We start from the raw sequence: 12,376 nt of genomic DNA on the forward strand, positions 1-12,376 counted from the left end.
TTCTGTTTCACTGCATGGATAAGTTTAGGATTTAGATCCTGGTACTTTAGATCTTCTAAAATCTCTTTATCTGTTCTATCTTCAAAAGCAACATCTGTTTTAGCATAAGAGTCTGCTAGAAAAAGTACTCCTACCTCCATCTTATATTCTTCAAACGATGGCAATGCATCAAGTACCGCATCTTTAAACTTTTGTGACTTAGCAAATGCAGCACTGTAGCCATACTTGGACTTTTTGCCAATCTCACGTATAAAACCTAACTCAAAATGATACCTGGCACACATGCCTATATATTCTATTTGTCTGTCTGTAAGTCCATAGTGATCATGCAATAAAGGATAAAGGTCATTTTGTATGATCTCTTGAGAGTAAAGTTCATGTTTATTGAATGTATAGATTACTCTCCAGTTTAGCTTTTTACTATAGTTTTTTCGGAACTTTCCAATATCATGCAACAGTATTCCTAAGTAAATAAGCTTAGATTTGGATATACCATCAATTTGTTCCAAAAGGTGTTCCTCTATGGCTTCAAGCCTATTCCAAGCTTCAAGGTACTGTTTTACCTCATTATCATACATCTTCATAAAGTTTCGGGTATGTGTAATGATGCCCCATTGATGCCAATTAGGTTGATGTTGCCCTGGAGAGTCAAGTTCTGTAAAGAATTTTTGTTTGTGCTGCCGAATAAGTGTATCTTTTTCCTGCTCTATCTCATGAGCCACTACAGACGCAGCAATATCTTCTAAATTTGCATTGACTTCTGTAATAATCTCATCGATAGATAACATATTTAATCGTGCTGCACACTAATAAAAGCAGGGAGATCAAGAGGTATATCATCTCCTTCATATATAGAGCCATCAAAAACGCCACCGGCACAGGTAGACTTGTTTTCTATTTTATCATCTGTTATAGTAGACTGATTTTCACCTAGATTGATATCAGGCATTCTGTAGGTACCACACTTTCCAAGCATTGGTGATTTTTCAATACCTAGTTCATCAAGTATTTGTTTTTCTTCTTCATTTGTCACTTGTTATCCTTTATTTTAGGCTTTGGTTTGAGCCAGTCAAACATTATGCAGCTTCCCACTTCTTTTTGTAGCGTTGTTTAATCTCTTCTACAAGTTTATCTGTGGTAATTTCTCCATTCTCTACACGAACAAGATCTTTTATGTCCTGCTCATCTGGAAAAATATCTTCGATAGCTTGAGTACCTATAACGTATAAAATACGTTCATATGCTTCTTGAGAAATCTCTTCTTTGTGCTTATCAAGTATTGCGATGCTTTGTGCTTTTTTTTGTTCCCAGGTCATTTCATAATCATTTCATGGGCTGGCTAAGTCCAAATATACCAAATTTTCTTGCTGCTGCCATTGCAGTACGACATTTAAACGACGATGTTAAGGTATTAGCCTCGGTCCATTTCATTTTTTTACGAAATTCTTTAACGCGATTTGAACATTCATTAAATACTCTTTTGAGTGTCTCTTTATCTGCTGATAATTTCTGAATACTTTCTCTTTCATCTTTTGCAGTAGCCTCTGTTGCAAGCTTACAACTTGCACTTTGATAACCTTCTTTTTTGCAAACTTCTTTTCGGTATGCAATAAGCTCGTCACCTTGATGCAGGGAGAATAGTTTATCCATTGCTCTAGCAACCTTCTCTTTTTGCAATTCTTTCCATGCCTTACATTTTGCATCTTTTAAAGATAGATTACTTCCAAATGAAGATCCATAATAATATTCACAATCCTGTTTACCCAAAGACATGAATTTATCATAATCAGCTTCTTTAAATATATCTAATTGTTTTTTGTATTCTGCTTCATAAAGTACTTTCTTTTTTGCTGTTTCTTCAGCTCTTTTTTTCTCTCTGGCTTTACGTTTCTCTTCCCAAATTTGGCGTTTATGGTCTTTTACTGCATTAAATGCTGCCTTGCACTCTTCATCTTTCATAAGCTCCATAACTTTTTCTTTATCTTTGTCAATTCGTGCAATAGCCATGGCTTTTTTACAATCTTTTATCTTTTCATCAGCATCGTCCAAATGTGATGCATAATATGCTTTATCATGATCAAACAATCCTGCATTTGCAGAGCCTATTAAAATAGATAATCCGAATAGCATAGCTTTTAATTTCATTCTTTTCTCCTAAATGTTATACGGTATAGTACCGTATATCTACTTAGCAAAGACATCCAAAAAATATACATAGATTTATAATTTCCTCTGCTCTTTTTCGCCGATTTTCGGCTAAACAAAAATGAAATTTTTGACTTTTATTGTACAATGCTTTAGCAGTTGTGCGTCAGGTGTGAACCTCACAGAGTGGAACATTTTGTGTACAAAATTGGAACAAATAGGAAATAACTATCAACTTTAGTTGATAGTTATCACATCATTAGCAACTTATAGCATCAATGCCATCAAAAATACAAAATCCAATAATGCATACGGCTTAGTATGCACCACTGCAACAAAGTGCCTTGCACATAACAATGCTTAAATAGATTGTCAGCATATTAGCCAGCGATAGCGGTATAGCAAAACTCTTGTGAATAACTTGTAAATTTGTGGCCGCTTTAGCTGCTACAAATTTAACCGGTACGCCGGTGGCAAGTTATTCATCTGATTTTGCGAAGCTTGAACGGAAACAAATAGCGTTCCTCGATAGAGGAACTGCCAAAAACTATACCAAATCTAGGACTCAATCAAAGAAATACGGCTAAATCCAGCTTTTTGTGTTCTTTTTATAGCAAATAAACAGCTATAGTCCTATAAAAATGTAGTTTTAGGTTAGCAAGCCTAGCGGCTTGCTAAGTCCTACGGACAGAAAGGGGGTGGCATACGCCACGTTATTAGATACCTCCTAGGGTCGGTATCTTTATGTCTTGCAGACGGCTGGCGGATTATGGGATAGTGGCAAAGTTTTATTTTTTAGTAATCTCTATTGGCTAAATACCTGCCCTGCATTAAAAGCAGCGTTCGCATGTTGACTTTATTCAAAGTACCTCTTGGTTGCTTGAAGTGTCATCGTGTGCAGATTGAGTAAGCTGTTTATCCCAACCGCTCCGCTCTGGGATCTGCCGTTCATAATTTGATTTTGTATTTTTGAGTTCTTTTGATACAATAAGAACGTAGAATTAAAGTAACCGTTTCATCAACTACGCTTAAATTGTATTGCAAGTACAATCTAAACTAGGGTTACCTTCTTTCTCTTATTTATGGCATAAGTGCCAATACTAGCCTAAAAAGGCAACACGTTTTAAATCTTACCTACTTATCTAATAAGTAGGTAAGAACTTCAACTATCACAGTAAAGGTTTGCTTGAAAAGTAAACCTTTGTTTATCCTACAGATATACTTTTTTCTAAATTATAGAGTGTGTTATAAACTTTATATCTATCCAAAATATGACTAATAATTGGTTTATCTTCTTCATTAAAATCAAAACCAACTTTTTCATTAAAATCTTGAATTACAAATTTAAATGTTTGTTCATCAGTATTTTGTTTTAATTCAGAAATTCTATCTACTAAAATATGCTCCAGTATATCTATAAACTGCTGCATTCCTAGAATATTTTCAAGATACTTTACGCTGCCACTTTCTATACCATTCTTTCTCAAGCTATCGGCTAATGCTTTTGCTAGTTTCTGCACATCAGAAATTGAAAAAAACTTTAGTATTTCAGTTGTTCTAATATGATTTGTTAATATGTTATTTTCAATCGCTTCATATCTTGAAACTTTTCCAGTTGTTATAAACTCTTCTAGATCTTCTTTAGAGAAATACTTATCCAGTAAATCAAAAATTAGTCGCCCTTGTTTTTTCCAAAGATAATATGTATTAATTGAGAAATCAAAAAGCTTCATAAATATATCACGTTCAGTCAAAATAAAACCTTTTTAACAAATATATGAAATTATATAACAAATTTATGAATAGTTTAAGTATATTTTAACTTTTTAACAAATAAAATAAACTTTTAACAAATATAGTAATAAGTGGAGAGAAAATGTGGATATACCAAAATGATTTAGAAGAAGGAATCGAAGGATTTCCCAAAATTCCTAAAACTACTCAAGCAAAAGCAAGAAAAAACAAAGAGTTGGAATGGCTCAAAATAGGTCGTGAAATTGTTTATAAAAAAGAATGGATTGAAGCATGGCTAGATTCTAATATTCGTTCAATAAGTACAAAATCTAAGGCTAACTAATGCGTTACAGCCTATACGTCAACCAGCCTGTAGCTATAGAACTTGGTTTGGAAAATACCACAGAAGCCATTATTTTTGATTATTTAATTATTGCCCCAACATGGGCAGAACCTATCATTATCAATGATGCGGTCTATTACTGGGTAGCACGTCAAAAAATATGTGATGAACATCCCCTTCTTGATTTAAAAACAGATACAGTCTATCGATATTTGAAAAAACTTAACAAAAAAGGTCTTATTGCCTATATCAAACAAGGTAAAAAAGATTGCATTTGTGTAACAAAGATGGGTAAAAAATATATCAGTAAAGTTATGTCGGAAAATAATCCGAATAATCTCGGAAAAAAATCCGAATCTACTCGGAAAAAAATCCGACATATTAATATACCATCTTATCCATCTACCAAAGATTCTCTCTCTAAGGGAGTTGATTTTTTAAAGTCCAAAGATACATTCATAAACCACATCAGAGCAAATTTTAAAAACAAACTGATCTTAGAAGGGATGGACACTTATAATCAAAAACCAATTGCAATATCAGTATCGCATCAAGGGTATTTATACAATCTACGTACGGGGGAGAACTTCCCTGGTGTCAGAGCTAAAGAAATGTGGACAAATTTATATTCTCTTGCCCTGGAGGGAAGATTAAAATCAATAGATGAGGAAAAGAAGCATGCATAACGTATATATCACCGGTGATACCTTCCCATACAAAGAAGAGATCAAACATCTAAAGCCTCATGTGGAAAAGTTTAAAAAACGATGGTCATTCAACAGAACACTGCAATGCTGGCAGTTAAGCGTTGCAGACGAATATATGACAGAGGATTTTAAAAAAGTCCTTCAAAGTTTCACCAGCAGAAACAATTTGAAACTGGAGATCTTAAAAGAATTTAAACCAAAAATAAAACCTCTTTCAGAATATGAAAATCCCGATGAATTTTTTGAGTCATTTCATCAAAGAAACAGTAGAAGATATTCGTGATTGATTGATAAAGTACTCCAGCAAAGAGTATTTTACAAATCAATTCTAAAGGATAAAGAAGAATGTCAAAGAAAAAACTAAAACATGTCATTAAGAGACTTGAAAAACGCTTAGAATATGAAACTGAAATGTGTAACACATTAAAAAGCGATGGTGCGTTCCTAGGCTACTCCTGTGAAAAGTTAAACAGAAGCAACAGGCAGTTAAAGAAAGATATTAATTTCATCAAAGGGCTTAAAAATGAATTTTAAAAAAATCACAATATCAACCGCTCTAGCAACCATGCTTTTAACCACAGGAATAAACGCATCAGGTGCCATAGCCGGTGCAACTGAACCCACACAAATAGCACAGATGGTATCAGACGGTATAGATAGGGCACTCTCATACACAGAAGATTTAACACAAACTATGCAGCAGCTAGATCAACTAAAAACCATGAGACAAAACTTAGAACAATTAAGCCCCAGAGATTGGCTTAACTTCATTGGTCAAGTAGATAAATTAAAAGAGGTTGTAGACTTTCAGGAGTCAATCACATATGCCGCTGCCAACTATGAAGCAAAATTTAAAGCAAAATTCAAAGACTATGCAGAATTTCAAAGATTAGCTGCTGGAGAAACTCATGTGAAAGATTTTCAGAAAGTCTATAAAGAACTCAACCAAGGTACACGTGATACTGTTCAAGCTACCCTGAAACAACTTAATCTCTCGATGAAAGATATGGAGGGAGACGATGCTGTTATGGATAGACTTAAAAGCTTTTCTAAATCAGCAGTCGGTCAAAAGCAAGCAATGGAAGCCGCATCACAAATTGGACTTCACTCCATTAACCAACTCAAGCAAATAGAAAAGACATTAATGGCGAATACCCAGCTTCATGCTTCATTTATTGCAAAGCAGAATGCTAAAGAAGAGATGATCGATGCCAACGAAGCATTACGAAAACGTGGAGAGATCCTTGACTCCACACAGTATCACTATAAGTACTAAGGTCATGTTATGAGTTTGTTGAAAATATTTTTTATTGCCACTCTAGTTATGGCAGGGTGCAGCGAGTCTATTCATACAGAAAAATACTATAAAGAGCATCCAAAAGAACGTATAGTGAAACTTAAAACGTGTAAAGATATAGACATTATGAATGCATCACAAAAGGAAGAGTGTCAAAACGCTTTTCGTGCAGATAGAATTCATGGAGAGATCCTTGACTCCACAAAATACAATTACAAATACTAAAAGATAATATGATGAAAAAACAACATTCAAAACTACTATTACTGACGATATTATTTCTTGCAATACCTATGCTAAGTTATGCTGCACCTATAGCAGCTGACACCAGTCCAGGTATGCTTGACCAAATCATAGACGGATTTAAAAATTCAGCTGGAGCATGGGAAGGTACCTTCCAGCAGATTTCAAAACGTATCTTCTTCTTTTTAGTAGTTGTTACTGTGGCAATAGAACTAGGAACAATGGCTGCTAAAAATGAACTTGAAATAGGTGGCATTGCGGTTACATTGGGAAAAATCATGTTAATTTCAGGTATTTTTTACGGGGCACTAGAACTACCTACATATTTTTTAAAGTGGTTGGGTAGCTTTGAAGATTTAGCAGACAGAGCAAATGCAGCAGCTGGAGTTCCAAACCTAAGTGTAGGTAGCATGATAGTTGAAGCCACGAACCTGTTAAAGTATGCAGTGTCAAATGCTAGTATGTGGAAAGTAGGAGAGGCTATAATGCTCTTCTTCTTGAGCCTTATAGCTACATATTACATTGCCATGATTGCTGTTGAATATGTCATGACCATCATCAAATTTCATTTTATTCTATACATGAACATTATTGCTCTTGCATTCGCTCCATTTCAACATACAAGACAATGGTCAATCAATGGAATTACCAACCTCTTTAAAATGGGATTTGAAGTCATGATGCAAAAATTACTTATAGGTATGATTATAGGTGCAGTGATCAAATACTCACAAGACAGCATCCAAAATAAGGATGATACTTCACTTATCTACCTCATGGTATTTGTCATTATTGTGTATGCCTTATCAAAATCTATTCATGAAATTGTAGAGAGCTTCTTTACAGGCTTTGGTGTCCGCAATAGTGACATGGGTCAAAGAATAATGCAGGCAGGTCTTGCATCAGCCAGCAGTTCAATACCTATGGGTTCAAACGGAGCAAGTGGAGTCAAGAGCCAAACTCAAGCACTTAATGAGAATAAAGCATCCACAGCCAACACTTCATCAGCCAAACCAAGTTCAGGCGGAGGAAGCGGAGGGGTAGGCAATATGAATACACCTATCACCAGTAGCAATAATAGCAGTACCAATTTTGGGTCTATGGCTAAATCAGCTCTTGGTGGTACGATGAAAGCTGGCTTGTCTATAGCTGGAGCAATGGCATCAGAAGCATTAGATATTAAACCTGGAGTGAGTGCTGCAAATCAAAACAGAGAAGTAAAAAAATTCCCAACAGAATATCAACCGAATAATGACACAAAGGATGAACCCTAACGTGACGAAAACAGCTTCTTATACACCAAAAGAGAGTTTTGACAGCAAATATCAACCCTACTTGTATGAGATAAGCAAAGAAGAGGGTTATGCTCTTAATCTAGCCAAATACAATAAGGATAACCCACTATGAATTATGATGAAAAATTAGTACATGAATTGAGTGAAGTTATTGTAGGTACCGTTCTGATAGTTGTTTCATTTAGCTATATAGGCTTTAACTCTATAGAAAAAACAGTTATCAGTACTGTTGTTATATCCATAGGTGCATATTATATTTTTAAGGCGAACAGATCATACAAAAGGAGAAAAGATCGTGATGAATAAACCACTCTATTTAAAAACGAACGATATGGCAAAGCTCATAGGCTATAGTGGTGACTACCTGCTTAAAAACCGTGAAGTACTCTTTTTTGAAGGCATTCACTACTTCCCAAAAGAGAAGCGTCTTGACTGGAAAGTAGCAAAGATGATTGAGTGGGTAGAGGGTAATTCTATATCTAATCAAGCAAAAAATATTTTGGATTTGGTATCATAGTCATGCCCATTGTCTACTGGAGAGGATAGGTAAACATGGTAAAAATGTTCAAACGTGGTAATGGTAAATTGTACTTGGAGTATGAAGCCTATGGTAAGACAGTACAAAAGAGTACACGATTGCCAGACACACCACAAAATAGAGCATTAGTAAAAAAAGAAGTGATTCCAGCACTTCAAAGAAAAATAATCAGTGGTGAATTAAATCAAGAGAAGCCTAAGAAATTTTCATATTACAGTGAAATATATCTTAGTGATAAGACACATTTAAAAACCTATAAAAAGGTTCAAAAATATGTTGGTTCTGTGAATGAAGTTCTTGGTGATATTCAAATAGATTTACTTAAAAAGTCAGATATTAAAGATTGGGCTAGAGAGATGTTGATTGCAAGGACATCTAAGACAGTTCGCAACTATTTGACTAGTATAAGAGGCATTATAGACATAGCAATAGATAAAGAGGTTATTAAACACAATGTAGCTCATAATCTGAAGTTACCATCACATAAGCCTAAAGAGGTTGAACCATTTACACCTGGTGAAGTACAAAAGCTTTTAAAATATGCTAATGAGTTTTACAGACTTTATCTAGCAATAGGCTTTTATACTGGACTTCGCACAGGTGAGATATTAGGTTTAATGCATGGTGATATAGATTTAAAGTGTAGAGTGATTTCTATTAAGCGTTCTATATCCGATGGTGAACTTACTTCACCTAAGACAGAAAAGAGTGTTAGGGAAGTCCCTATACTTGATGATTTGGTACCTTATTTAAAAGGTTTAAATAAAAAAGCATTATGGATTTTTCCTAAAGAAGATGGCTCATACCTAAAAGGTACGAATGGAAATCATTATAGAGAGTGGTGCAAGTTGTTAGATGTATGTGGTATCTCATATAGAAAACTCTATGCTACACGTCACACATTCATTGTGTCGATGCTAAAGTATAGTGATTTGTCTGTCTTAGAAATTGCACAAATGGCAGGGCATACTACTACTCAAATGATTATACAAAATTATGGAAAGTACATAAAAGGTGAACATCTAAAGATAGATAAAAGTTTGAAGTTATTTACTGACAAATCAACTGACAGTATCGCTTAAAGTACGTGTTTTAGGGCTTTAAATGGTGGAGGTGAGGGGAATTGAACCCCTGTCCTAAAATAGCTAGAACTATGACTCTACATGCTTAGTCGGTGTTGTTAAGTCTCGTCTGGTTTTGTACTACACCCAAAACTTTGCCAGACCAGCTAGGATTCTCACGCCAAGGCGTAGCTTCCTTGGCGCATAGTCATCAGATGTGATACCCAAAAATCCTGTTAAGATGACACTCCCAGGCAGGGCAGTCCTCCGCGTGAGCGGGGTTAATGACTTACGCTACTGCGTAAGCTGGACGGTAATCTGTATTGTTTGCGTTTAAATGCGTGTGGGCCGCGTAACGGAATTGCCCAGTCCGACATGCACATAGCCCCGACTACTCCAGTCGAAACCAAGTCACCCCCATTTTTTGTTTTGGGATGAACGATTGTGATTGCATCATTAGCATCCATCATTGCGCCCGGACCCCATACAAAAAATCATCGCTTAGCCACCAGCTAAGCTCAAATTTTTTGCATGGATTCCGCACGCAAGCACAAATACCACTGATACAAAAACAACCGCCCATCCCAAAACAGTACTTTGCATTTTAAAGTAAAAAATCAATAGCTTTCGTAGTGATAGCTATTTTGCAAATCTGGTGGATAATAGCACGTTTGGGTGACTTTGTCAAGGGCGTTGTATATTAAGGTATATAATGCTAATATTTCATTATATACATAAGGATATAACGCTATGGAACTTACCTCTTCTTTGACTTTGGAAATGTTGGGACAGCCTTTTTTGCTTGAGAAGCGTATTAAGTTGCTGTATGCTATAGAAGAACATGGTTCCATCTCCAAAGCAGCCAAGGCTGTACCTATGAGTTACAAGAGTGCATGGGAAGCAGTGGATGCGATGAACAACCTTTCTGATGAGTCTATTGTAGAGCGTGAAACAGGGGGTAAAAATGGTGGAGGTACGACCATCACCGTTTATGGGAAGAAGCTGCTGGAACATTATGCACTGCTGAAACGGGAGCATAACCGTTTTATGGAACGGTTGGCAGTATTGGCTGATGTAGAGAGTGGTACATTGGGGACGATCGGGCGTATGGCGCTGCAACTTTCTGCACGCAACCAGATACAGGCGCGAGTGGAAAGTATTTTATGCAGCGGTGTAAGTGCCGAAGTTGCATTACGGTTGAAAGGTGGACAGCAGATCGTCTCAAAGATCACTGCCGAAGCGGTGGAGAACCTGCATCTTGAAGCAGGTGACCGAGTGATTGTCGTGTGCAAGTCATCTAATGTTTTTATGCTGCATGAAAATGAGAAAACGGATGCCAACTGCCTGAAAGGTAAAGTGGTAACGGTTGAACAGGGAAGTGACAGTGTAAAGATTGTAGTGGATGTTGGCGGACATGACAGGATCGTTTCAGTCATGCCGTTGAAACATCTTGGCAATATGTTATTTCAGCCAGGTGATGATGTTCGTGTTGCCGTCAAAGCACGAGATGTGATGGTAGGAAGATAAATGTTGAGCATTTTTTTGAAGGAGAAGATATGTTAAAAGGGCTATTGATATTGATCTTTACAGGAAGCTTGCTGTATGCCGGAGAAATGACCATCTTTGCTGCAAGTGATCTGAAATTTGCACTCGATACAGTGAAAGCAAAATTTCTGAAAGAGCATCCGAACGATACTATTCGTATAGTATACGGCTCATCCGGAAAAGGACGGGTACAGATAGCCAATGGGGCACCGTGTGATCTTTACTTTTCTGCCAATATGGACTACGTAACGCAGCTTTACAAAAGTGGAGATGTTGTGACCAAGCCGAAGCTCTATGCCATAGGAAGGCTAGTGATATGGAGTACCAACAGGATATTTGATGTAAAAAAAGGATTTTCAAATTTGAGCGCACCGTGGGTAGAAAAGATCGCAATTGCGAACCCTTCCCATGCCCCATATGGGGAGAAAGCAAAGCAGGTGCTTGAAAGCAAACATCTTTATGCTATGCTCAAACCAAAGATCGTGTTGGGAGAAAATATTTCACAAACGGCAAATTACATTAAAACTGGCGCTGCGGATGTAGGGGTTATTGCACTTTCTTTAGTACTAGCACCGATCGTGGCAAATAGTGAGCATCATACATATTATTTGATTGATGAAAAGTTGCATGAGCCGCTTAGACAGGGGTACGGCATTACTAAATACGGGAAGTACAATTTGCTTGCTAAAAGCTTTTACCTCTTTTTTCAGACAGATGAAGTGCAACAGATCATGAAACGCTATGGCTTTAGCGTACCGGGAGAATAAAGAGTATGGAATGGTTAGCATATATAGAGTGGACACCGTTTTGGCTTTCGTTTAAACTGGCAGCGTTGACTGTAACCATTTTATTTGTTGTTGCACTGCCATTTGCATGGTGGCTTTCTCAAAGTCATTCCCGGTTTAAACCTATACTCGAGGCTATTACAGCGTTGCCAATAGTATTGCCCCCTTCGGTACTTGGTTTTTATATGCTGCTGTTACTCTCTCATAATTCATTACTTGGGCATTTCCTGGAAGAGAGTTTCAATATTAAACTGGCATTTAGTTTTACCGGATTGGTGATTGCCAGTTGCTTTTACTCTTTCCCATTTATGGTACAGCCGTTGCAAAGTGGATTTGAATCACTCAACCAGCATATGATTGAAGCAAGCTACCTTATAGGTAAAAGCAGCCATATGACATTGTGGAAAGTGGCACTACCGAACATTAAGCCGTCACTTCTTACTGCTGTGATTATCTCCTTTGCTCATACAGTTGGAGAGTTTGGAGTAGTGCTGATGGTCGGTGGGAATATTCCGCATCAGACGCGTGTGGCATCAGTTGCGATCTACGATCTGGTAGAAGTGATGGATTATGAGAAGGCTAATATCTATGCAGGTGTGTTACTGTTGTTTAGTTTTACTATTTTGGTATTGGTCTATTGGTTTAACTACCGGCATAAATTGCGCGTAGGAACGGTACTGTAG

At 36.7% G+C, this 12,376-nt stretch carries 19 protein-coding genes and 1 other RNA gene; 14 read left to right on the forward strand and 6 right to left on the reverse strand.

From position 1 onward, the window contains the following. From MVE01_RS00595 to MVE01_RS00615, 5 genes are all read right to left on the reverse strand, one after another. A partial coding sequence (locus tag MVE01_RS00595) for a hypothetical protein (protein ID WP_472560217.1) occupies positions 1-788 on the reverse strand: 788 nt, incomplete at its 3' end. A gap of 2 nt (positions 789-790) precedes the next feature. Then, complete coding sequence (locus tag MVE01_RS00600; protein ID WP_472560218.1) at positions 791-1,033, reverse strand: hypothetical protein; 243 nt, start codon at positions 1,031-1,033, stop codon at positions 791-793. A gap of 43 nt (positions 1,034-1,076) precedes the next feature. Continuing rightward, a complete protein-coding gene (locus tag MVE01_RS00605) occupies positions 1,077-1,316 on the reverse strand; it encodes an antitoxin VbhA family protein (protein ID WP_472560219.1) in 240 nt (79 codons plus the stop codon). Between the two features lie 7 nt (positions 1,317-1,323). Then, positions 1,324-2,145 (reverse strand): hypothetical protein, encoded by an 822-nt coding sequence (locus MVE01_RS00610; RefSeq protein ID WP_472560220.1) that lies wholly within the window; start codon positions 2,143-2,145, stop codon positions 1,324-1,326. A 1,205-nt stretch (positions 2,146-3,350) separates the two neighbouring features. Then, entirely contained in the window at positions 3,351-3,899 is a 549-nt protein-coding gene (locus tag MVE01_RS00615) for a hypothetical protein (RefSeq protein ID WP_472560221.1), read from the reverse strand. Between the two features lie 122 nt (positions 3,900-4,021). Here MVE01_RS00615 and MVE01_RS00620 point away from each other — a divergent pair, with 122 nt between their 5' ends. The 11 genes from MVE01_RS00620 to MVE01_RS00670 all read left to right on the forward strand — a co-directional run bounded on the left by MVE01_RS00620 (position 4,022) and on the right by MVE01_RS00670 (position 9,384). Next, on the forward strand, positions 4,022-4,222 hold the full coding sequence (locus tag MVE01_RS00620) for a hypothetical protein (RefSeq protein ID WP_472560222.1): 201 nt from the start codon (positions 4,022-4,024) through the stop codon (positions 4,220-4,222). A 47-nt stretch (positions 4,223-4,269) separates the two neighbouring features. Further along, a complete protein-coding gene (locus tag MVE01_RS00625; RefSeq protein ID WP_472560223.1) occupies positions 4,270-4,908 on the forward strand; it encodes a hypothetical protein in 639 nt (212 codons plus the stop codon). After that, a complete protein-coding gene (locus MVE01_RS00630) occupies positions 4,901-5,212 on the forward strand; it encodes a hypothetical protein (RefSeq protein WP_472560224.1) in 312 nt (103 codons plus the stop codon). Before MVE01_RS00625 ends, MVE01_RS00630 begins: the two co-directional genes overlap by 8 nt. A gap of 62 nt (positions 5,213-5,274) precedes the next feature. Continuing rightward, positions 5,275-5,463, forward strand: coding sequence for a hypothetical protein (locus tag MVE01_RS00635; protein ID WP_472560225.1), 189 nt, complete (start codon positions 5,275-5,277; stop codon positions 5,461-5,463). After that, on the forward strand, positions 5,453-6,205 hold the full coding sequence (locus MVE01_RS00640) for a TrbJ/VirB5 family protein (RefSeq protein WP_472560226.1): 753 nt from the start codon (positions 5,453-5,455) through the stop codon (positions 6,203-6,205). Before MVE01_RS00635 ends, MVE01_RS00640 begins: the two co-directional genes overlap by 11 nt. A gap of 9 nt (positions 6,206-6,214) precedes the next feature. Further along, positions 6,215-6,451 carry an EexN family lipoprotein gene (locus MVE01_RS00645; protein WP_472560227.1) on the forward strand — a complete coding sequence of 79 codons (237 nt, stop codon included), beginning with the start codon at positions 6,215-6,217 and terminating at the stop codon, positions 6,449-6,451. 11 nt (positions 6,452-6,462) lie between these two features. Continuing rightward, complete coding sequence (locus MVE01_RS00650) at positions 6,463-7,743, forward strand: type IV secretion system protein (protein WP_472560228.1); 1,281 nt, start codon at positions 6,463-6,465, stop codon at positions 7,741-7,743. 1 nt (position 7,744) lies between these two features. After that, positions 7,745-7,876 carry a hypothetical protein gene (locus tag MVE01_RS00655; protein WP_472560229.1) on the forward strand — a complete coding sequence of 44 codons (132 nt, stop codon included), beginning with the start codon at positions 7,745-7,747 and terminating at the stop codon, positions 7,874-7,876. After that, the gene (locus tag MVE01_RS00660; RefSeq protein ID WP_472560230.1) at positions 7,873-8,070 is read left to right on the forward strand and encodes a hypothetical protein; all 198 of its coding nucleotides are present in this window, start codon (positions 7,873-7,875) and stop codon (positions 8,068-8,070) included. The genes MVE01_RS00655 and MVE01_RS00660 overlap by 4 nt, the downstream gene beginning before the upstream one ends. Further along, the gene (locus MVE01_RS00665; protein ID WP_472560231.1) at positions 8,060-8,281 is read left to right on the forward strand and encodes a hypothetical protein; all 222 of its coding nucleotides are present in this window, start codon (positions 8,060-8,062) and stop codon (positions 8,279-8,281) included. Before MVE01_RS00660 ends, MVE01_RS00665 begins: the two co-directional genes overlap by 11 nt. Before the next feature lie 35 nt (positions 8,282-8,316). Beyond that, a complete protein-coding gene (locus MVE01_RS00670) occupies positions 8,317-9,384 on the forward strand; it encodes a site-specific integrase (RefSeq protein ID WP_472560232.1) in 1,068 nt (355 codons plus the stop codon). A gap of 23 nt (positions 9,385-9,407) precedes the next feature. Here the strand turns inward: MVE01_RS00670 and ssrA are convergent. Further along, positions 9,408-9,782, reverse strand: a transfer-messenger RNA (tmRNA) gene (ssrA, locus tag MVE01_RS00675). Positions 9,783-10,113: 331 nt separating this feature from the next. On the opposite strand from ssrA, the gene MVE01_RS00680 reads away from it, so the two are divergent. The 3 genes from MVE01_RS00680 to modB are packed head-to-tail and all read left to right on the forward strand — an operon-like array spanning position 10,114 to position 12,376. After that, entirely contained in the window at positions 10,114-10,890 is a 777-nt protein-coding gene (locus tag MVE01_RS00680; protein ID WP_472560233.1) for a TOBE domain-containing protein, read from the forward strand. 29 nt (positions 10,891-10,919) lie between these two features. Then, entirely contained in the window at positions 10,920-11,675 is a 756-nt protein-coding gene (gene modA, locus MVE01_RS00685) for a molybdate ABC transporter substrate-binding protein (RefSeq protein WP_472560234.1), read from the forward strand. A gap of 5 nt (positions 11,676-11,680) precedes the next feature. After that, a complete protein-coding gene (gene modB, locus MVE01_RS00690; RefSeq protein ID WP_472560235.1) occupies positions 11,681-12,376 on the forward strand; it encodes a molybdate ABC transporter permease subunit in 696 nt (231 codons plus the stop codon).

This window comes from Sulfurovum sp. (assembly GCA_026990595.1).
Taxonomy (GTDB): Bacteria; Campylobacterota; Campylobacteria; order Campylobacterales; family Sulfurovaceae; genus Sulfurovum.